We start from the raw sequence: 20,664 nt of genomic DNA on the forward strand, positions 1-20,664 counted from the left end.
CAACCTATTTACACTTAACTATCTGTTGAACATCGCCTTTTCTTGCCAGCTCATCTAGCTCATGAGATTTGAAGATTCTAAACCCGAAAGGCTCATCCCTTAATCCAGGAAGTGCAGCTCTCAATTTTTTATCTATAGATGCTTCTATTTGTTTCATTCCTTCAATTTTATAAGCATCACGACGTCTATTATCAAACACAGGGTTGTAAGCCAAATAATCAGACTTAATAAACGCATCTACATCAAAACTTTTTAAATTAACAGGTCTGGCTATGCTCGGATCATGAGCCTTACTAATCCCACTCGCTACACTACCTCGATAGCCAATTTCCGCATTTGGATCTATTTTGCGTATTTCCGGTAAATGCTCACGAAGTATTGCGTTGATCTTCTCCTGAGTCGCAATTAATTCTGAATTCAGTCCAAGTGGGTCAACACGCCCAACCGGATTATGCACATACCCGTAAGGATTTACCCCACCCAATAATCCAATGGGATCACTCGAGATGTACTGCCCGGTCTCCGGCGAGTAATAGCGGTACCGATTGTAGCATAACCCCGACATTCCTCATCGAAATACTGGCCCAAAAACCGGAAGTTGCACTGGACATGGTGATCAGGGTGATGGGACGGCACACCGCCCCGGTTTTCGGCTTTGCCCCAGGTGCTCAGCCGTTGGCTCCAGATCAGTTCGCCCTGCTCATCTAAAATCTCCCGTACCGTACCCTGATGGTCACTGATGGCGTAGTGCAGTTTGCCCCGCTCAAAACGCGCCGATGGTGTTAATGAACCGGGTTCATATAACCAGCGGACGCGTTTGTCTTCCCGCCTCGTACCGTCAAGCTGATACGGCACTTCCTCAATCAACTGATCACCGCTCCACAGGTAATCATAGCCGCCCAGCGCCTTCGGGTTGTCGGGTAAATCAGGCTTACCCGAAGCCACAACTGTAAATTCTCTGCGACCCGTTTTCCATCGTGGGGTTTTTTTGTTTCTGGATACGCCGCCCGAAAGGATCGTATTTGTACTGCCAGCGCGAGCCGTCCGGGGTTTCTAAATGGGTGAGCTGGTTTTGCGTATCCCAGCGGTAACGCCAGACCTGGGGACGAAAACCGTCACACTGCTCGATTTTTTCGATGAGCCTGCCGTTATCATCATAGTGATAATGCGAATCACCCCGTTGCACAACCCGTCCGGCCTGCTGGCGTTGCATGAACTGTTCCATCGCGCCCTGCGCATCGGTGGGCAAATGTTGGCGCAGGTTGCCGTTGGCATCGTAACTGAATTGCTCTTCATTTGAGCGGAACCCACTGAATTGGGTGTTCAGGATCTGGTCGTTGGTATTGTAACGATAACGGGTTTGCCCCCAGCGACTGTCGTCAATGACCAGGACGTTACGGGCACGGTCATATTGCCAGCTCCGGTTAACGGCAGTGGCCTGTGGCGGGAAGTGCGGGTCGTTTTGAGCCAGCGCTTCCCGGAAAAAGGCACTGTCCCGCCCGGCTGACTGATGGGCCAGCAAGCCGGTTGCGGTGTAGCGGCTGGCGAGGATAAACCCGTTGGCACTTTCGCGCACCGTTTCCTGTCCCAGCGCATCATGCCGGAGTGTCAGCGGCGCATGCTGGCTGAACTGGAAATGATTGAGTGCCCCCGATAGAGGGTGATAGCCGAAGTGCAGGGTGTGACCATCCAGGCTTTCACTGACCGGGCGCCCCGTCAGGCTGTCCCATTCGCGGGTGATTGCTCGCCCGTTGATACGCTCACAGGTCGGCAGGCCGGTAGTCTTGTCATACTCATATTCCACCACCGCATCGGCATTGGTGGCTTTCACCAGTTGATGCCGTGGGTTGTATTCGTAAGTGGTGGTCGCTTTCAGTACCCACTGATGCTCTTCCGGCTGCCAGCTTTCCTGTCTGACCAGCAAGCCGGCAGCGGAATAGTGCCAGCGGAGTTGCTGACCATCGGGATACTGCACTTGCGTGCGACGCCCCAGTTTATCGTACTGATACTCAAGGATACGTCCGGTAAAATCGATTTCGCGGGTAATCTGCCCGGCGGCATCCCGCTCATAACGGTAAGTTTCGCCGGTGGAGGCCGTCACTGAGTTTAAGCGGGTCAGGCGGTCATAGCCAAAGTGCAGCGTCGTGCCATCCGGCCGGGTCACCTGGGTCAGCAGGTCAAAGGCGCCGTAAGTGTAGCGTGTGGTGCGCCCTTCGCCGTCAGTCACCGCCACCACACGCCGTTCACTGTCATAGGCCAGTTGCTGCGTGGTGCCATCCGGCAGGGTGATTTCGGTCAGGCTGCCATTGAGACTGGCATGGTCGTCGCTGTAGCGGTAGCGGGTCTGTTGTTTCAGGGCATCAGTGAGTTGGCGCAGGCGACCCAGTTCATCCAGTTGTAAGCCGGTAGTCTGGCCGTCCGGCGTGATAACTGCGGCCAGCCGTTGTTGTTTATCGTAGGTATAGTGCCACTGGCGACCATCCGGCAGTAGGCGCTGGCGTAATTCGCCATGTGTACCGTATTGGTATTCCTCCCGGTGCCCCAGTGGATTGGTCAGCGCCGCCAGATTGCCCTGCTTATCATAGTGGAATTTCCAGCGCTCGCCGGTCGGCAGCACACTTTCGATAAGCTGCCCATGTTCATCATAACCGTAAGCAAAAATTTCACCTGTTGGCGACTTTACTTCCGTCAGCGCACCATCCGGGTTGTAACCGAAGGTGGTGACATTGCCAGCGGGATCTTCTTCCCACATTTTCTGGCTGTTGTGCCACTGTCGACGGGTGATCCTGCCTAATGGATCAATTTCACGGAAAACCAGTCCATGGTGATCGTAATGGTGCTGAGTTTCCCCGCCCTCAGCATCCCGGTAGGTCGTGATACGCAGCCGATCATCATAATAAAAACTGTCGCACCAGTAACCACTGGCCGTACTCGTTGTCAGCACCCGCCCCTGTTCATCATAAGTGAGGTTAACATCAGTCTGGTCGGTGTCATGCCAGCGGATCATCCGCCCCTGAACATCATATTCATGCCACAGGTGATGGTGCTGGAAGGCATCACATTCATTGAGATAGCCTTGCGGATCATAATGACAGGTGACTAATCGCTGCGGTTTCTGCGGGTCGAGATAATCGACCGTCTGGAGTTGCTGCCTTTGATAGCCCAGCCTTAACCGGAAACCATCCGTACGGGTAATTTCGATGAGTTGTGAGTGTTCATCATAGATAAACTGGATAGCGTTTTGGCGACGATCGGTGATCGCAGACAGCTTGCGGAGAGAGCCGATCGCGTAATTGAAATGGTAAATCAGTTGCGAGCGGCGATCGGTCAATTGCAGTTCGCCGTTCAATTCCCCCGTCAGCACGTAATGAGGAATATGCCGGTTACGGGCGAGCACGGTGTTATCCGGGGTGCTGAAATCGTAGAGCACGCCGTCCGCATCGGTGAAATTCACTTTGCCCTCGGACAAGGCTAACTGGCGTGACCAGTCATCCGCCCATTTCGGCCCAAACAGGCCGTTGTACCTGGCGGTGGAGCGATAGGTGCGGGTCAGGGTGATGGGCAATAATCCGGGAATGGCAATCACTGGCCAGACTTGCAGGAAGTCGCCGGTGGCCATATCGACAGGCTCACCTTTTGTACTGCACGTCCCGGTGCAACTGCCTTCCTTATTGCTGGACTGGTTGTCAACGGTCTCTTTTTCGGCATTTTTGGGTTTTTCAGGCGTGGGATTAGCCCTTTCCTGAGACTGGCCTTTGATTTTAGCCCCCGATGTTTCGGCGGCTTTGGCTTTTTCCCTCAACACTTTGCTTTCAGCTTTGGCTGTTGCTTTTGCGGTGCCTTTTGCTGCCTCTTTAAGTATCCCTGCCCCTCCCATCGCTATACTACCGATATCGAAAGCGAGGCCTCCCCCTTTTTCGGCATCGCTTTTCATTTCCAGCTTAATCGCATCAGTATTGACCGCCTCCACGGCTTTTTGCTGCATTTCAGCCATGCCGACAGGCGCGACCCCCATATACCCCAATACCTTTTCGGCTGTAACGGCGGGAGAGGTCGCGGCAATCACCATCCCCTTGCCAGCCAATTCCGCCATTTCAGGGACGGTATTCCAGAGCGCTTTTCCTGCCCCGATAGCGGCTTCGCCGGGATTGTCCCAGGCTGCTTTCAGATTGTGTTTACTCTCATCAAGCCAGTTGTTGACGTCATCGGTGGTTTCCTGAAACCAGTCAACGGTTTTATCCCACAGGCCCTTTTCTGCCGGCGTTTCTGCGGTTGGAATGGGATTGGCGTCTGCCGCTGACACTTGTGCCGGGGCGGACTGAGCGACAATTTTGCCCAGGGTATTCCCTTCCCCGGTCGGGCTGTCATCACGAACTTTGGCGGGTAAAGGGGAATTGGGCTGAGGATAGTCAGGTGCTTCTGTTTTTTCCTTTTCTTCCCACGCTTTCAGCGGAAACTCGCCGCTGTTGAATTTGTCAACGGCATCCTGTGCCGCTTTTTTAAAAGACTGCGCTTCGAATTGGGCGTCTTCGTGATTGTAGTATTCATCTAACTCCGGATCGTCTCCGTAAGCGCCATAATATCGGCGGCTTTGTGGATAGAGCGTATCGACCCTGCTCAGTGCGGTTTCCGCCTCAGCCTGGGTCCGAATATGAAACTCCTCACAAAATTCCTTGCCTTTATAAACCGTGGGCGTGACAACCAGCGTCGAAGATTTTTCTGCCATCGTTTTTTTCCTTATGCCCCGTTCATCCAAAACTCATCCCCGTGGCGCAGCATCAGTTTGTTGCCAGCGCGCACGGTCTGGGTGTGTGCTTTCGGGTGGCATTTGCCGCCCACGGTGCCGCTTTTGACGCCATTGGCTATTAGCCGAATATATCGGCTCATTCGTGGTGAATAAAATGAGGGAAATAATAAATAATGAAAAAGTAAAAACAAAATGAAATCCAGTGAAATAAAAAGTAACTTCTGACAATCACAGGATGAAAAATTAAAATCATTGCTTAATTAGCGTAATGCGCGGTGTTTTTATATATAGTTAACTTATTATTTCGCATAATTTAGCTGGCAGAAAAATAGTATTTAATTAACATATTGATTTAAATATGAAAATGAAAAAGCTGTTGCCTTTAAAATGATGATCATTTTAATTTTGTGATCATGATCGCAAAAATTATGTTTGAATGAATGGCTATGCGGGCATTCTATGGATACGCCAGATTCGACCGCCGCCTGATATCAAGTTGCAATTTACAATACGATATAAGACGCATCTTGAAAGATGATTGGTATAAAATACATGGCAAAAAAAGCAGAAAAAAATGGTTGAAATAATATTGATGATATCTTTTTTATGAATTAAATGCATTTTGGTTCTGATTATTTTTAACATATAAAATATAAGGATTTAGGCATAATATTCAAAATGTTCACTGTAAGAACAGATGAAAGTTTTATTATGGGAAAACGTCCATTCTAATTACAGTTGTGGTGTGTGGTAATTTGAAAGGATGAGGTGAAGTTAATTATTTATTCTTCCATATGAAAGGTTAAAACCACCGACTTTAGTCGGTCAGCTTTAGCTGCAATACTGTGTTGTACTGGAGGTGCAACATGGATTACAGATACGGCAGTCACACAGTATTCCAGATTGAATATCATTTTGTGTGGGTAACAAAATACAGGTACAAAGTGCTGACAGGTGAAGTGGCTATACGGGTACGGGAATTAGTCCGTCAGACATGTGAAACGTTTGAAATCAGGATATTAAAGGGCGTAGTAAGCAAAGACCATATTCACATACTGGTGAGTAGTCCTCCGACATTAGCGCCCTCAGAAATCATGAGGAGACTGAAGGGAAGGACAGCGAGTAAGTTGTTTGAAGAATTTTCGCATCTGAAAAAGCGATACTGGGGTCAACATTTTTGGGGTAGAGGCTATTTTTGTGCCACGGTGGGTCAATTAACGGATGAGATGATAAGGGCCTATCTGGAGCATCATTTTGAACCGAACCCGGATGATAATTTCAGAATGGACGATTGACGCGTCGTTTAGCCGACGCGTATCCGGACTTTCAGTCCGTTAATCACTAACCCACCGACTTTAGTCGGTGGTTGTTCAGTTAAAGGGGATAGGTTATGAATGCATTTGAAAATAAGGTGGTATTAATTACGGGAGGAACGGCAGGAATAGGATTGGCTACTGCTATTGAATTTGCGAAAAGGGATGCAACAGTCCTTTTGGTAGGGCGAAATGTTGATAAAGGCAGTAAAGCAATAGCACAAATGCCACATAATGCTAATTGCGCGTTTTATTCTGCTGATATGAGTAAACGTTCAGACATTAAACGGCTATTTGCATATATTAAAGCGTATTATGGTCGTTTAGATATTGCTGTTAACAATGCCGGAATGTTTGGTGCTTCGTTTACAAAAATAACCGAATATCGGTCATGATTCCAATTTATTGATAGTGACGAATGTTCAAATAATACCCAATGACTCTGTCATGCATTTCTATGGATTTTGAAAAAGATAAGGTCTTGCGAGTCAGTCTTGCCAAATGCTGACGAAGATTCAGGTTATGCCTCTCTATGCGTTGTGTATAACGCTTGCTGACCACATGCAGTTTACCGGCCAGTATTTTTTCATAACTTCTCCAACCATCTGTCATATAGACCACTATGTTAAAAGGCGCCAGCAAAGCCATCAGACGCCCCAAGGTCCTCTTTGTTCTCGGGCCAAAAACATGGGCGATCACTTTTCGTCTTATCCTGTCGTAGGCATAAAAGAGCCAGCGGGGCTGATTCTTTGACTTCACGTACGACCACTGCTCATCCATTTCACAGCAGACAATCACTTCAGTGCCAGGAGCAATGGTTTCGGTTACCGATTTGGGTTTGAGCTTTTTAAATGGCGAAGAACGGTATTCAGGCCAATTCCCATCACTCGTGCTGTCGCCCGACATCCCATGCCATTCATGGCCATATCGACGATTTGTTTATGTGTACCGGGACGACAAGCGGCATAAGTGAATTCGAGTTGCCAGGAGTGACGGCAGGATTGGCAAAGATAACGTTGCTGACCAGAACGTGAGCGCCCATTACGGTGGATCCCTTTAACTGCACAACAAGAGGGACAGGTCACATCAATCTTTGCCATCTGAATGTTCTCCAAATAGGCATACTATACATGATTCAATAAATTGATGTCACGACCCGAATATCCAGATGAAGTATGGGATGAGGTCATTGCGACGAATGTGACGGGCGTGTATCAATGTATGAAGTATGAGATACCGTTAATGGAGCAATCAGGTGGAGCAATAGTAAATGTCGCATCAGTTTCAGGTTTAAAAGCGAATTATGCAGGAGGATGTGCCTATACTGCTAGTAAACATGCGGTGGTTGGATTGACAAAGTCTGCAGCTTTAGAGATGGCAAAGTTAAATATTCGGGTTAATTCTGTGTGTCCAGGATTAATCAGGACAGATATGTCAGTCAATGTTTTTGGAGATAATTTAGATGCGTATGGTGACTCCCACCCAATTGGACGGATTGGGGAAGTGGAAGAAGTGGCTAATGCCATCGTGTGGTTATCTAGTAACAGAGCGGAATTCATTACAGGTTGTTGTTTACCCGTTGATGGTGGTTTAATGGTAAAATAAACTTTAAATACCGCTCTCTTGAATTGATACATAATAATATCCGTGACGGACAGGATAAGGTAGATTGATGTTTTCGGAAAATAATGCGTATAATAAATATACTGAAAAATAAAGATTATCTACAATATTTAAGTATTGAGTTAAACTATAATAAGTTATTTCACTATAAATTTAATCTAAAACAAGGGGAAATAAGATGGCAAAAGGAAACTTTTTGACAGTCGGCGACAAAACGACGTGTGGCGGTGCTATTCTGACTGGAACCCGCAATATTCAATTTTATGGAAAACAGGCAGCAATTGAAGGTTCTGCTGTGACTTGCGGGAGATATTCGGGAAATTATACTGTTGTTGGTGGAGTTAGCTCTTTCTTGGATAAAGGAACGAAATTAGCAGGGACTTTGGATAGCCGGACTACTTGTCCTTGTAATGCTGGCCTTATCCATTCTATTCCTGATACTTACCAAAAATAGGCCTAAAAATTTAGCGATTCAGTAGCAGTAATTTTGCAGTGATAACTCACCTTTTGATATTATTAGGAAATAGTAAGGGAAGCTATAAAAATTACATTATGGATAGGGCTGACTTGATGTTTCACTCTATTATTGGTGGAGGGTTGATTTTACTAAATTATGTCTGATTTGCACAAGAAAGTAGATTTAAATTTATAATAAAGATAGAGGCCTGGGATAGAATGGGTGATTCTGAAATATTAGAACTCATCAATTTAAAAGAATATCTTTGCAGTGATGTTTTTATAATTAATGAAGATTTTTATATAAAGGATGAAGTCTATTTGATGGATGCAAATAATCTTGATGATTTTGTTGGGAATTATTTAAAATTGAACTCTGTTTTTTTCGATGGTGATACATTTTTTATATCTCCTTTAAATAAGGTTCTGATTGGGTTTCAACATGATGGTTATGTATTTTTGCATAAACTCCCTATTTTGTTGAATAAGCATGGTAAGGCTAAGATTTTAAATAAGGCCGTGGATTAAAATAATAGGATGATTTGTTTAAAAATTACACAAAAATACTTGATGAATTACCATGCTTGTCTGTATTCACCATTATGCATCTTGAATTGCTATTATTGTGACAATTTTGCATTATAATTGCTAAATATTGTTATAATAGTAACATGGGTAACACCAATGCTTTCTCTCTACACCCTCTGTTGTGCAGCATGAAAAAAAAGATATTATCACGGGACAACACGAACAACAAAAAAAATATGTTGTAGACATAGAGCCACGGTTCCGTGTTTTGTGTAGAACACCATCGAGAATTTAGGGTACAGGGAAAAATTCCTTTCAGGAGGGTCTTATATTATTTTGGACGAGATATGTGTTATATCCGCTATCATAAATGACCAAAAGGAGTATAGGGGGGGGCAACCCAAGATGGTTGAGAAAGTAAAAAATACTAAATACTCCATTGAAGGAAAAAAGAAAATTTTTTGATGGAAGTACCTTCTTGGTAGGGCAGTGGGTAATAGAGAGGGCGTTTATTTTCAATATGATGAGTCATATCTTGCCATTCATCCGAAATCAATCTCTCCTTTTTTGATTAAAGCGGATACTTCATTACAAAAAGCCCCCAAAGAGCCTCATTATGGGTTACATGGTGTTTTTGGTGACAGTTCACCTGATGGTTGGGGGTTGTATTTAATGGATCGTGTGTTTCGGGCAAATAGCTATAATCCCACCATGGTGACCGCCTTAGAACGGTTAGCTTATATTTTTGAAGGATGTTGTTGGGGTGTTTTTTATGAGGCCCCAATATTTTTTTCTTATTTTATTAAAGGAGAGATGATTCTTTTATTGTTTGGCAAGAAGGAGATAAAGAATTTGAGGATTGGGGGTGATGATCTTTTTTGCCCTCTTTGTGTTATTGGTGCTTGTGGTGCTGGTCCTCCACTCCATAAAATAAAGTGTGGAGATGGGGGATTATTAACACATCAAAACAATATTGGGGGAAAAGAGTATATTATTGAGGTGGGGGCGGTTTTTTTTGTGTTGAATGTAGGGGGTCGTGTTATATGCCTACATGAAAATGGCTAGAAATGTTGGAATTGAAGTTCCTGATTTTGACTTATTGGAGGCAGGAAATGGACGTTTTTGGTTACAGCAAACTCGGTTTGATTGTTCGGAACGAGGTCGTTACCACATGATTTCAGCTTGTGGATTACTGGATGCATCATTTAGAGAGCCTTCTTTGGATTATATTGATTTGGTTAAAGCGACAAGACTCCTGTGTGGTGTAGAGGAAGCACAAAAATTGTTGAAACGTGCTTTGTTTAACTATCTCACCGTTAATCAGGATGATCATGCCAAAAATTTTGCTTATTTGGCTGATGATACTGATAACTGGCGGCTTTCACCTTTTTATGATGTGGTATATATGCCATCGCCTTATAACGAACATATGACCTCATTTAACGGTAATGGTAAAGTGATTACTCCTACAGCGCTGGAGAAATTGGCAGGGCAGGCGGGCTTCTCTAGCGCTATCCCTTTGATCAATATGCTTGAAGAAATTTATGACGAAACTTGTCGTTTTCAATCGATTGCTAAAGAGTTGGAAATCGATAAAACATTAGCAGCTACCATTGGACAGCATATGGACCAGAAATGGTCAGAGCTAAAGACCTCGTAAGGCGTTTTTGCAGGGAGAATTCTTATCATAACCATTTTTTGACAAACTCTTCCAACGGCATCGGACGGTCAAAGTAATACCCCTGCAAATAATCGACAGAATAGTTCGTCAACTGATTAACCTGTTTTTGGTTTTCAATTCCTTCTGCCACAATTTCCAGATGCAATCGCAGGGCAAGGTCAATGATATTTTCCACAATATTTTTTGAAATCATATCGGTATTCATTTTGCTAATAAAGTTATGCCCTATTTTCACTAAGTTAATATTAATTTTTTGTAAATAATTGTAATTAGAGAAATCTGTACCAAAGTCGTCTAATGCAATTAATACGCCTAATTCATACAATTTATTGAATAAACTAATAGTATGATTATCGAGTTCCAATACTTCTCGTTCGGTAATTTCCAAAATCAGTTTGATGGAATCTGCTGGAAATGATTTCAGAAACTGATGACAATCATCAATTAACCTAATATCTTTATAATGTTTTGCACTAATATTGAAATTAAAATGGAAATTTGTCGGTAATTGATGAGCAATAGGCGCAAAATAGTCTCTCACTTGGGTGATTAGGTTATGCGTTAAGGGAATAATCAAATCTGATTTTTCAATTTGTGCGATAAATTTATTTGGCGTCAATAAGCCATGAATGGGGTGTTGCCAGCGAACAAGGATTTCACATCCAATGATTTCATTGTTTTTACTACAAATAATGGGCTGTATATAGGGAATGAATTGCTTGTTTTTAATCGCTTTTTTCAAACGATATTCTGGGATAGTAATGGTTTTGGTATGTTTATAAAAAAACACCGCTGATATGAGTGTAAGCAGAGACAATAAAATAAATATACATGCAGACTCTACATCTGGTTGGATATTATCCTGATAATTGGAAAATAATCTCCAAAATATAAAGCCTGTATTGACAGTGATGGTGATGAATAACATCACAAACATCCGATACAGGGATCGGTATGATTTCAGATTCAGCTCCATCATATCTCCTTTCTTGATAAAGCCCATTACTTAACAGTAGGCTTGTTATCCAAACTATGCAAAATTTTATTAACTTATTGATTACAAAAAAAGAGGCTCTTTTTTGCGAAAACAACTTCGGCTATGTTACAGGAAGAATTTAAAGACGGGAAATAACTATATGACTATATGGCTAAATTGGGAGGGATTTTTTTATAATTGCTGAGGATGATCAAGATAAACAAATATTACTGCCATCCGTGGCTAAATTATTATTTGATTTATATCAATATATTATCAGGTTGCCCGTAATAAACCGGGCTGTTTTAAAACCCATATTGTCTGCTTCATGATATAGCTCTATTGCGGTGTCGTTATCACAATGGCAACCCGACGATTTTCTGCCCGACCTTTTGAGCTTCGGTTATCGGCGATAGGTTGGCTTGGCCCTAATCCACGAGTTGTCAGATTAGTGCGCTGCATACCTCCCTGTGTCAGTGCATCTGCAACGGTGTTGGCTCGTTTCAATGATAATTGATTGTTGTAACTCACTTCTCCGTAATTGTCAGTGTGACCATCGAGGCGTGCGTGGTGGATACCAACTTTGGATAAAATACTGGCGAGTTGTTTTAATTTTGTTTCACCTTCTGGGCGTAAGTGAAATTGGTTATTACCAAACAACACCTTTTCTGATATACCAAATAACCAACCTTCATCGGTTTGTTGAAATCCCTGTTGCTTAAGTGCGGCGATTTGTGCGGCTGTCAAAGCCTCTTTATTCTGGCAGGCGCTGAGGAAAAGTGCGCCAATAAACGCAAAGATAAATACACAATAACGATTTCTGCTCATAGAGGGTTCCTTGATAGATAGTTTAGTTTTGTTGTATCAGCGGAATACCAGCCACCGCCTCGCTGTTTTATGTGATACATCGCCGCATCGGCTTCAGAGAGTAGTTGTTCTGCCGTTAGTTCACCATTGGATAATGCAATACCGATGCTGAGTGTGATACGTAGGTGTTGTCCGTTGGGAAGGAGAATCGGGGTATCCATGGCATGAATGATATTTTTGGCAACGCGTTCTGCATCTTCTCGATTGGCGGAGGGCAACAGGATAGCAAATTCATCTCCGCCAAGTCGGGCAACGGTATCTGTTTTTCTTACCCTTCGTTTTAAGGTGGCGGCGATAGTGACAAGCACGTGATCGCCGGCAGCATGTCCATAAACATCGTTGACATATTTCAGCCTGTTACCATCAATAAATAATATCGCTGCACTTTCACGCATAAATTTATCGCTCATGACGGTTGAAAGAACACGTTCAAAAGTTGCCCGATTTGGTAAGCCGGTCAGGGAATCATGTTGTGCTTGCCAGGTTAAAGCGGCTTTTTCTGTTTGCAGATGGTGTTGCCACTCTTCCAGTTCTTCTAGCAGGTGATTGAAAACCTGGCTTAACTCATGCAGTTCAGCAATATGGGCAGAGGGCACGCGCCGGGAAAATGTCCGCCGTTGCCGCACATCATGGGCGACGGCCGTAATGTTTTGCAGAGCTCTGACAATACCATCATGCATACGCAACGAGAGGTAGAGTGAAATGACGGCGCTGAACAGCAGACAGACAAATAGCACCAGCAGGGCTTGATAAATAAATTTGATGATGTGGCAACTGTTACCAATTAACCAGACTGAGCCTACTTTTTGCTGATGGTGGTAAATTGGCAGGGTGAAAGGTTCAGGAAATAGCCAGTGCTTGATCAATTTCTTGAAATTGCCAGTACGGGTCTCTTGATTGGCTTGCCAACTGGCTAACACCTGTTGTTTAGCATCAAAAATCTTGGCTTCTGTAAAGCCATCGTGAACGGCAATCATTTCCAATATTTCGTTTGCTGCGGTTTTATCCTGAAAAACCACTGCTGCCTGTGCGGTATGGGCAATGGTCGTGGCAATCAGTTTTAAACTGTTTTCGGCATATTTCTGCATGGCAAGCAGTGCCAGCAACGATAAAAACAAGCCGACTACGGATAATATGATAAACGTAATGACCAAATGGATCCGGTGGAAAGCATGACGTAAATTCGGGCGTGATGGCATCCGTGAATAATGTTTTTTCATATAGATTATTCCACTTTACGAGCCAATTGCAGGACATTCGGATGTACGCGCACGCCGCTGCGCGTCAGAATATCAAGATTGAGGCTAAATGTTGCCGGAGTGCTGTTAATGTTGAGGCAAAATGCGCTGCCAATTTCACAGTTCAGATTATTTTCAGCAATGGTAAGCAATGGCTTGTCATTTTTCAGGTTGATCACCTGGTGTTGAAGTTGTGGATCAACTTGACCATAGTAAATGACATCACATCTTTCTATGAGTTGTTCTACGTTGAAATTTAGTGTTTCAACTTGCAGTTCTGTGTGATCAGAAATCATATCAATGTGAGTTAAGGCGCTAATGTAATTGGATGGAGGAACCAGACATAAGTGCAGAATAGTAGGTGTAATAGGCCAGTGGGTATAACTGATAATTCCAGAAACTACCCGCGCAACATTTTCGTTGCGTGCTGTTTTTTCATTGATTATTCGTTTTTCATTGGTGTCAGGCATAGCCATTACTGCTGAATTACATGTGACGGTGATTAAGCATAAGGTCATCAATACCCGTAGAAATACTCTGGAGACACAACGTTTAAAAATAGTGCGTTTACAAAGATGATGAATCCGTTCAATCACGTTCATATCGGGTTCCAGTATTTATTTTTCATCCAGTATTTGTTTTGCATATTGTAAATGGTCGTGTTGAAGTTATTGATAAAATCTGTTCTCAGCCAAGACCTATCTCATTCAGTGTTATTTCCTTAATGAGATAGGTTGTAAAATTGTTGCCTGCCAAATAAGATTATTGGCAATCTAATTTATACCTTAAAGGTATAATTTCATTATTAGTGAATAAATGGCTATTTCTATATTGAAACATCTTCATTGATTCCTATTATATGTCCATGATTGTCATAAGTGATACTGGAAACTTTGCTTTGCCTTAAGGTATCAAACAACCTTTGCTCCAAAGTAAAACTCTGCGCCACCTCAGCGTGGGTTAATGCAGGTCGATGACGACGACGTTCGATCCTAAATCGACGTTGGTTGTATTTTGCCCAGCCAATAAGCAAAAATGCATTAAATATGGCAATGGCAATATAAAGGGTGATGACGCCCAGTTCTGAAGTAAATAATGTCGAAGTAAAAGGCCTGGGACCATTATGGGAGGCGTAAAATAATCCCACCATGAATAAATAGATAAAACCTGCCCAAGCCAGGATGGTCAACAGAATATCAATTAAACGAGGCCATAACCTTTGTTCGGTAAAAATCAATGGTTCTTTCATGATTCGATTCTCTCTATTCCCCTGTCAGGGCTTTCCCAGCGAGCGCGTTTTCTGTGTACTTTAAGCATCACTTTGGGAAAAGATACCAACGTCGTAAATAGGTTCAGCATCCAATAAACCATTGGATACCAAATTACCCAGAACAGCGATGAGGCAACGTGTTTTTCATAGCGTCGCTCAATCACTAAACTGACGGTAAACTGGATCAGGCAGGTAGCTGCCAGAACTAACCCCGTATACCCAGGTGGAAATAAGGTATAGATGCGAATGCTTTCCGGTAATGTGATGAACATGCCGAGTAAAAATAAAATGATGGAAAGGGCAAATGTAAATGACCAGATAACGGAGCAGCAGAATTCAGCAAATAACCCCCACATGCGGCGATATTGCCATGACCACAATTGACGCAGGTTTTTCAGGAAAACTTCGGCTCCACCCTGTGCCCAACGTAACCGCTGCTTCCATAATCCCCGCAAGGTTTCAGGCATCAAAATCCAGCAGAGTGCGCGGGGTTCGAAAAAGATAGACCAATGGTGTAACTGGAGTTTCCAACTCACATCAATATCTTCTGTGATCATGTCATTACTCCAATATCCCACGTCGGCCAGTGCCCGGCGATTAAAGGCTGCAACAACCCCTGACACGGTAAAGACCTGACCATAAACCCGTTGGGTTCGTTTGATTAGGCCAATGATGGAAGAAAATTCCCCAACCTGAATGCGCCCAACTAAAGTGGATCGTGTGCGAATGCGGGGATTACCGGTAACAGCACCAACACGGGGATGATCAATCATAGGCTTGACCAGCCAAACAGCCGCATCGCGATCTAACAGGGCATCGCCATCAATACAGACCAGATAATCACTTTTCGCGGCAGCGGCACCTGCTTGAAGTGCAGTGGCTTTGCCTTGGTTCTGTTTTAGGTGTATCACTCTCAAGGCTGGATATTGTTTCGCCATCGCATTGAGTTCATCCGCGGTGCTGTCGGTTGAACCATCATTGATAGCGATCACTTCAATATTGGGATAGCGCTGGTTCAAGGCGGCCAGCAGTGTCTCGCGAACATTTGGCCCTTCGTTGTAGCAAGGGATCAAAATTGAAATTAGAGGTTTTCCTTCAAGATGCGGAGCTTCTTCGTCAACGATTTTCCAATGTCTTTCCCGATAGAGCCAGAAATAGATCCCGCCTGAGATCCAGATGGCCGACATGAACAAAGGCCAGAAAAAAACAAAGTTCAGCATGACTTCCCCGGTAAAGGTGATAGCAATACCGAGGGGGATGCTCAATACCAGGCAGAGCACGATAAAAGCAATAATACGATCAATCATGAAGTGGATACCATTCAGGAGAAAGAACAGGGCGAATCTCATTCATTTCTGGTTGATTGTTAAGAAAGTCATCAGGGTAGTAACCGAAGCTCTGCGCGCCATTGAGCTGCAATTGACGCATCCACTCTGCTAATTGGTGCCCTGGGATCGCTCTTTTATCCAGTGGCTTGCGCCAATCTACGGATTGCAATTCAAAAACAGTTTTGTCCAGTGCTTGTGGGCGTTGTGCAATGATTTTCACCAATCGGGATAACCACTGATTGCTTTTTGCTAGTGGCACATTTTCCATCAATGGCATTGCCATTGGGGCAACCCAATCGTAGTGAGCGAGGAAGTCATCCAGATTTTGGGCAAACCACGCTTCGCTGTCCGGTTCCAGAATGGGCAGGGCAAAAATATTACGCGCAGTTTTGATCTGATAACCCCGTATTGACTTGAGTTCTCTGGTTAACTCATGAGTGAAATCAATCAGGTATTGGCTTTTAAAGCGTGTCCAACGGGCGAATTGTTCTGTATCTTGCCGAATTTCTGCAATGGAAGCAGATAAACCTGCGGCCTGATAAGCTTTGATGGCATCTGTGCCAGCATCTTCAAAATCGGACATGATTGCATCATCGTGATACAGGATGCCCTGAAAAACGGCATGAGAGGCCAAATCTTGATAAATCTCTTTGATCCTGCGGCGATTTTCTGGGTTATAGGGCGATAAACGTCGATATTGTGTCGGGTTTACAATCAGTTTGTTATGACTTGCGTCATAGCTCATCACCCGCGGGAGTGAAGACTCCAGTTCAAAGGCCAGAACGGGCATCCACGCATAAACTTCAATGTTCAGGCGGCTGTGCAGTTGCCAGGCAACACGGTTAAAGAGATCAGCCCGCATCGGTAGCCAGCGATTAGGAAAGTAGAGTTCCCGTATATTGCCATCCCCTTTGGGATCAGCAAAGGCTTGCAGGAAAACGGTATTGACGCGCAGATCGGCAATGCGCTGGACCAGCTTGTCGAGATTATGGGCTTGTTGAACGGGGTCTGGATCATAAACATAGTCCAGATCAATATGGGCAATCCGTAAGATCGGTTTATTTTGTACCTGAATTACCTGCTCGGCGAACTCTTTCAGGGAAGGATTATGTGTGAGCAATATACGTGGCACATTATCAAGATTGTCGACGTTTGCCAGCCCATTATCCAAGGTCAGTGCCATTTTATAGCCGTAGCGTTTGGCTATTTCCAGCGTAACACCGTTATCGATACCATATGGCCAAATCCAGACCCGTGGCTGCTTGCCTGTGGCAGCGATAATTCTTTGGGTAATAGTGGTAATATCCTTTTCCATCCGCTGGCGAAACGCCTGCTCACTTTCATAGTTACCTGTTTTCGGATCGTAAATGCGAATGGCCGCGGCCGGCTCGGTATTGCCTTGTGGATTGGCGATAGCACCATAGTGATGCTGATAAGTATGGGAGCCTATTTCCACTAAACCAGAACGAGACATCTCAGCCACCTGTTGCCAGGTAGTGAAGCGCTCCCGCGCGACCATCAACCCACCAAAATCAACGGGTTTTTCGGCTGGTGCATCAACCCAGATCCCAACGGGAGCCAGAATGGCAGGCCAGTTATAAGCTTTCAGCAGCGGAAATACGCGATGGTAGAAACTGCTATAGCCATCATCGAAAGTCAGTAATACAGCCTTGGGCGGCAATGGCGTACCGCCCTGATTGGCAGTAAGAATTTGGTCGATGGTAACCGGCTGGTAGCCATTTTCCCGCAACCAGGCAAACTGATCGTTTAATGCGCTGGTACGGACTGACATAAAACGCTGATCTGCACCATCATCTTCGACATCATGATAAGCCAGAACTACAAAGCCATTTTTAGGCCAGGGGCGTTCATTCATGGCAAGCGGTCGTTGCGCTGGTGGAATAAAATCAGGTTTTTCTGCATATGCCAGCATGCCAAACTGGGGGATCAACAAGCTAATCAGCAGTGCTGATACCATCAACCAATGACGAAAAACAGTGTGTATCATAAAAAAATCCTTTAGAACCGATAGATTAAATCAAAAGCAGCTTGCAGATTACTCTCTCGTTTACCGTCATAAGGACGTTTATCCAGCGTGAGCCTTACCCCTGCGTCAATAACATCATTCCATTTAATACGCTGGCCATATCCCACCATTGTGATTAGGCCACTGCCGTATCCTTGCTGCCAATATTGCCCAATACCCGCCACAACTTGCTGGCTCCAGACGGTTTGATAGTGCCGGTATATGACATGGTCTGCTTCCAGCTCAGGCAGGAAGGTAAAGTCGCTTTTGGGATTGAAATAGGGTGTATTTTGCCGGGTATTGTGAGTTGTGCTCAGTTCCAACTGCCCATCAAGTTTGAGGTAAGGAGCGGTATATAGGCGTTGAAGACCGTCAATGCTATATTCAAAACGATGGTTGCCATCTGAAAAGAATGCAGGGGTAAAACGAGTGCTCCATTGGCTGCGTTCACTGTATCTCCAGCGGGCATAAATTTGTCCACCATTGGCATGAATATTATTGCTCAACGCCCGCAGGGGGGTATTACGGGTAAGACGTTCTGCGGAGCCACCCAGTCGCCATTGATCATTGAAGTCATACCAGGCTGCGATCCGTAATCCCACCTTGCTGCCATGACGATAATGACGCGCAGAAACTTCACCTTCTAGCCAAAGATCCCGCGAACGCCACTCTACACCGCCGCGTAAATCACGGTTCAACCCCCGGCCTTCTGAAAATTGGCCGCGATTGTAAGCACCACCGGCAAATAAGCGCCAATTATCCTCAAAGGGAGGGCTATAAAGTACTGTGTCAATATCTGAACTGTGTTTGCCACTTTCTGGATTATCTGAATTAAGGCCTTGATTGACCCTAATTTGCAGTTCTGACATATGATGCACATTACGCAGACGGTTAAGGCGTTTAACGAGCGAGTCTTCTGGTGCGCGGGTAATGACATCATCGGTCAGCAAGTTCAGCTGTCGCCATTCTTGCAAAGCCAGAGCGGTATAACCTTGCTGGATTTCCAACGCCAGATTACGGTGATCGAGTCCTTCAATTTGCTTTAATTCACTCTCAGCACGACGTGGCCAACCACGATCCAGCCAGATAGCCGCCAGGTCAATCCGTAATTTCTGGTTGCCAGGTGCTGTGCGGGCTAAATGGGTAAAGCGTTTTTCTGCTTCGGCAAGATCTTCACGTAATTGTGCAGACTCCGCTAAAAATTGCTGCCCTTGTAGCCAGTCATCATTCGGAACACGAATGGGAGACCCAAAGACATTAAGCATATAAGGGTTGCGTTGTTTGATATCGGTGGCAAGTTGTTGAGCGGCATCCAGACGCTCACTTTCCACATTCGCATAAAAAAGGACGATATCATCTTCAAGGGGAATATTGGGCGAGGATATTTTCCCTGACGACGAAATATTTTCATCAGGGTAATTCAAAGAGTGCAGAATATCCCGCGCTTTTTCTGGCTGGCGCAGATTAAGGTAGGCTGCTGCTGCCCATTTCTGTGCATATCCCGGGATAGGTATACCTTGTTTTTGCAACGTCTGGTATTCATCAATGACTGCTTGCATCCGATGGCGGGAAAGAAAAGCACCAAGCCGATCAATGCGCGCCCGTTGATAATCTTGTTGTGCATCGGGTAGGTTGTGCCATTGATAAAGCATATGTTCGTAGCGTGCAAGTGCCCTGTCAGCAATGTCAAAGCGCTCTTTTTCATTGCGATTAGGGATCATTGACAAGCGAACCAATTCTGCTGCGGCGTCAGCTTCCAGCCTGCGCAGTTGCGCCGTGGTTAATTGTGTAGCGTGCTGTTGTCCCAGGCGCCATGCAGGATCACTGACTCGATTGTTTTTGAGGCTGAACAGATAGTCTTGGGTGACTTCCTTATTGTCGGGAAACCGTTTATGTGCGATAGAAAGCACTTGCATGGCATGCCATATCCGGCCGGCAGCCTGGTCAACGTAGGCCAGCAAACGGTAATTAGCGGCGTCGGGTTGACGAGCCAATAAATCTTTTGCCAAACGACGGGCTTCTGCGTCTTGTTTGGCATCGGCGAGTGTCATGATAAAGCCAGCTTTGATGTCTCTGTTCTGCTTGTCCAGGGTCAGGGCTGTGCGCCATAGCTGTATTGCTTGTGACCATTGACGTTGGTTGCGATAGGCTCGGGCAACAGCCGCGATCCCTCTGGCAGGCATAACCATTGAGCGATAGCGTTTCCAGAGCGAAATGACTTCATCATCATGTCCAGTCCAGCTTGCAATTTGCAACCAGTCAGCAACTTGCGAGGAAGAAAGACGATGTCGTTTCTCCTCCTGACGAATATATTCGAGCATAGGATTGGTATTGCCATTTCTGGCTTGTTGAATTAATGCATCGTAATCTGCCTGAGCGGATTCCGTTGTGATTAAACAACTTAATGAAATAAATAACGATAACAGCTTATACCGATATCTATGAAAGCCTATCGGACGGAAATAAAGATATGACACGCTATCCCCTTTTTATACTGCTTGTTGGTTTTACAAATAGCAGGACCAGACGGAATTTAATTTAATTTAGATTAAGATGAATTTTTGCATTCTTCATTTTTGAAGAGGCAGAATAATACGTATTGCGTGAATTT

19 protein-coding genes are annotated in these 20,664 nt (G+C 44.7%); 7 read left to right on the top strand and 12 right to left on the bottom strand.

All coding sequences use genetic code 11. From position 1 onward, the window contains the following. Positions 1 to 4: 4 nt before the first annotated feature. Genes ACSJJG_RS06925 through ACSJJG_RS06935 form a run of 3 tightly spaced genes read right to left on the bottom strand, consistent with a single transcriptional unit; the run spans position 5 to position 4,726 of the window. The gene (locus ACSJJG_RS06925; protein WP_481088892.1) at positions 5 to 565 is read right to left on the bottom strand and encodes an RHS repeat-associated core domain-containing protein; all 561 of its coding nucleotides are present in this window, start codon (positions 563 to 565) and stop codon (positions 5 to 7) included. Beyond that, positions 472 to 945: a hypothetical protein gene (locus ACSJJG_RS06930; protein WP_481088893.1), complete on the bottom strand. Its 474-nt coding sequence runs from the start codon at positions 943 to 945 to the stop codon at positions 472 to 474. Before ACSJJG_RS06930 ends, ACSJJG_RS06925 begins: the two co-directional genes overlap by 94 nt. Continuing rightward, the gene (locus ACSJJG_RS06935) at positions 932 to 4,726 is read right to left on the bottom strand and encodes a DUF6531 domain-containing protein (RefSeq protein ID WP_481088894.1); all 3,795 of its coding nucleotides are present in this window, start codon (positions 4,724 to 4,726) and stop codon (positions 932 to 934) included. The genes ACSJJG_RS06930 and ACSJJG_RS06935 overlap by 14 nt, the downstream gene beginning before the upstream one ends. Positions 4,727 to 5,613: 887 nt before the next feature. Here ACSJJG_RS06935 and tnpA point away from each other — a divergent pair. After that, positions 5,614 to 6,042, top strand: a complete 429-nt coding sequence (tnpA, locus tag ACSJJG_RS06940) for an IS200/IS605 family transposase (protein WP_189761458.1) — start codon at positions 5,614 to 5,616, stop codon at positions 6,040 to 6,042. A 95-nt stretch (positions 6,043 to 6,137) separates the two neighbouring features. Beyond that, positions 6,138 to 6,455: an SDR family NAD(P)-dependent oxidoreductase gene (locus ACSJJG_RS06945; RefSeq protein WP_189761480.1), complete on the top strand. Its 318-nt coding sequence runs from the start codon at positions 6,138 to 6,140 to the stop codon at positions 6,453 to 6,455. 7 nt (positions 6,456 to 6,462) lie between these two features. Here ACSJJG_RS06945 and ACSJJG_RS06950 read toward each other — a convergent pair. After that, positions 6,463 to 7,160, bottom strand: a protein-coding gene (locus ACSJJG_RS06950; protein WP_223281913.1) for an IS1 family transposase whose coding sequence is annotated in 2 segments (ribosomal slippage) — positions 6,463 to 6,911 and positions 6,911 to 7,160 — 699 coding nt in all. Because the reading frame shifts where the segments join, the coding sequence is not laid out codon by codon here. Positions 7,161 to 7,206: 46 nt separating this feature from the next. On the opposite strand from ACSJJG_RS06950, the gene ACSJJG_RS06955 reads away from it, so the two are divergent. From ACSJJG_RS06955 to ACSJJG_RS06975, 5 genes are all read left to right on the top strand, one after another. Beyond that, positions 7,207 to 7,665, top strand: a complete 459-nt coding sequence (locus tag ACSJJG_RS06955; protein ID WP_481088895.1) for an SDR family NAD(P)-dependent oxidoreductase — start codon at positions 7,207 to 7,209, stop codon at positions 7,663 to 7,665. Between the two features lie 196 nt (positions 7,666 to 7,861). Continuing rightward, the gene (locus ACSJJG_RS06960; protein ID WP_481088896.1) at positions 7,862 to 8,137 is read left to right on the top strand and encodes a PAAR domain-containing protein; all 276 of its coding nucleotides are present in this window, start codon (positions 7,862 to 7,864) and stop codon (positions 8,135 to 8,137) included. A 221-nt stretch (positions 8,138 to 8,358) separates the two neighbouring features. Beyond that, complete coding sequence (locus tag ACSJJG_RS06965) at positions 8,359 to 8,667, top strand: hypothetical protein (RefSeq protein ID WP_481088897.1); 309 nt, start codon at positions 8,359 to 8,361, stop codon at positions 8,665 to 8,667. A 489-nt stretch (positions 8,668 to 9,156) separates the two neighbouring features. Continuing rightward, positions 9,157 to 9,732: a hypothetical protein gene (locus tag ACSJJG_RS06970; RefSeq protein ID WP_481088898.1), complete on the top strand. Its 576-nt coding sequence runs from the start codon at positions 9,157 to 9,159 to the stop codon at positions 9,730 to 9,732. Next, positions 9,725 to 10,327: a type II toxin-antitoxin system HipA family toxin gene (locus ACSJJG_RS06975; protein ID WP_481088899.1), complete on the top strand. Its 603-nt coding sequence runs from the start codon at positions 9,725 to 9,727 to the stop codon at positions 10,325 to 10,327. The genes ACSJJG_RS06970 and ACSJJG_RS06975 overlap by 8 nt, the downstream gene beginning before the upstream one ends. A gap of 25 nt (positions 10,328 to 10,352) precedes the next feature. On the opposite strand, the gene ACSJJG_RS06980 is transcribed toward ACSJJG_RS06975, so the two are convergent. The 8 genes from ACSJJG_RS06980 to pgaA form a co-directional block, all read right to left on the bottom strand. Beyond that, a complete protein-coding gene (locus ACSJJG_RS06980; RefSeq protein ID WP_481088900.1) occupies positions 10,353 to 11,276 on the bottom strand; it encodes an EAL domain-containing protein in 924 nt (307 codons plus the stop codon). A 387-nt stretch (positions 11,277 to 11,663) separates the two neighbouring features. Continuing rightward, positions 11,664 to 12,152, bottom strand: coding sequence for an outer membrane lipoprotein YfiB (gene yfiB / locus ACSJJG_RS06985; RefSeq protein WP_481088901.1), 489 nt, complete (start codon positions 12,150 to 12,152; stop codon positions 11,664 to 11,666). Continuing rightward, on the bottom strand, positions 12,149 to 13,411 hold the full coding sequence (gene dgcN, locus ACSJJG_RS06990; protein ID WP_481088902.1) for a diguanylate cyclase DgcN/YfiN: 1,263 nt from the start codon (positions 13,409 to 13,411) through the stop codon (positions 12,149 to 12,151). The genes yfiB and dgcN overlap by 4 nt, the downstream gene beginning before the upstream one ends. A 5-nt stretch (positions 13,412 to 13,416) precedes the next feature. After that, a complete protein-coding gene (gene yfiR, locus ACSJJG_RS06995) occupies positions 13,417 to 14,031 on the bottom strand; it encodes a regulatory sequestration protein YfiR (protein WP_481088903.1) in 615 nt (204 codons plus the stop codon). A 224-nt stretch (positions 14,032 to 14,255) separates the two neighbouring features. After that, a complete protein-coding gene (gene pgaD, locus ACSJJG_RS07000) occupies positions 14,256 to 14,678 on the bottom strand; it encodes a poly-beta-1,6-N-acetyl-D-glucosamine biosynthesis protein PgaD (RefSeq protein WP_481088904.1) in 423 nt (140 codons plus the stop codon). After that, positions 14,675 to 16,006 (bottom strand): poly-beta-1,6-N-acetyl-D-glucosamine synthase, encoded by a 1,332-nt coding sequence (pgaC, locus tag ACSJJG_RS07005; RefSeq protein WP_481088905.1) that lies wholly within the window; start codon positions 16,004 to 16,006, stop codon positions 14,675 to 14,677. The genes pgaD and pgaC overlap by 4 nt, the downstream gene beginning before the upstream one ends. Beyond that, the gene (gene pgaB / locus ACSJJG_RS07010) at positions 15,999 to 18,035 is read right to left on the bottom strand and encodes a poly-beta-1,6-N-acetyl-D-glucosamine N-deacetylase PgaB (protein ID WP_481088906.1); all 2,037 of its coding nucleotides are present in this window, start codon (positions 18,033 to 18,035) and stop codon (positions 15,999 to 16,001) included. Before pgaB ends, pgaC begins: the two co-directional genes overlap by 8 nt. Before the next feature lie 11 nt (positions 18,036 to 18,046). Beyond that, positions 18,047 to 20,530, bottom strand: coding sequence for a poly-beta-1,6 N-acetyl-D-glucosamine export porin PgaA (pgaA, locus tag ACSJJG_RS07015; RefSeq protein ID WP_481088907.1), 2,484 nt, complete (start codon positions 20,528 to 20,530; stop codon positions 18,047 to 18,049). Positions 20,531 to 20,664 lie beyond the last annotated feature (134 nt).

The sequence above is a fragment of the Xenorhabdus sp. SGI 60 genome, assembly GCF_056632175.1.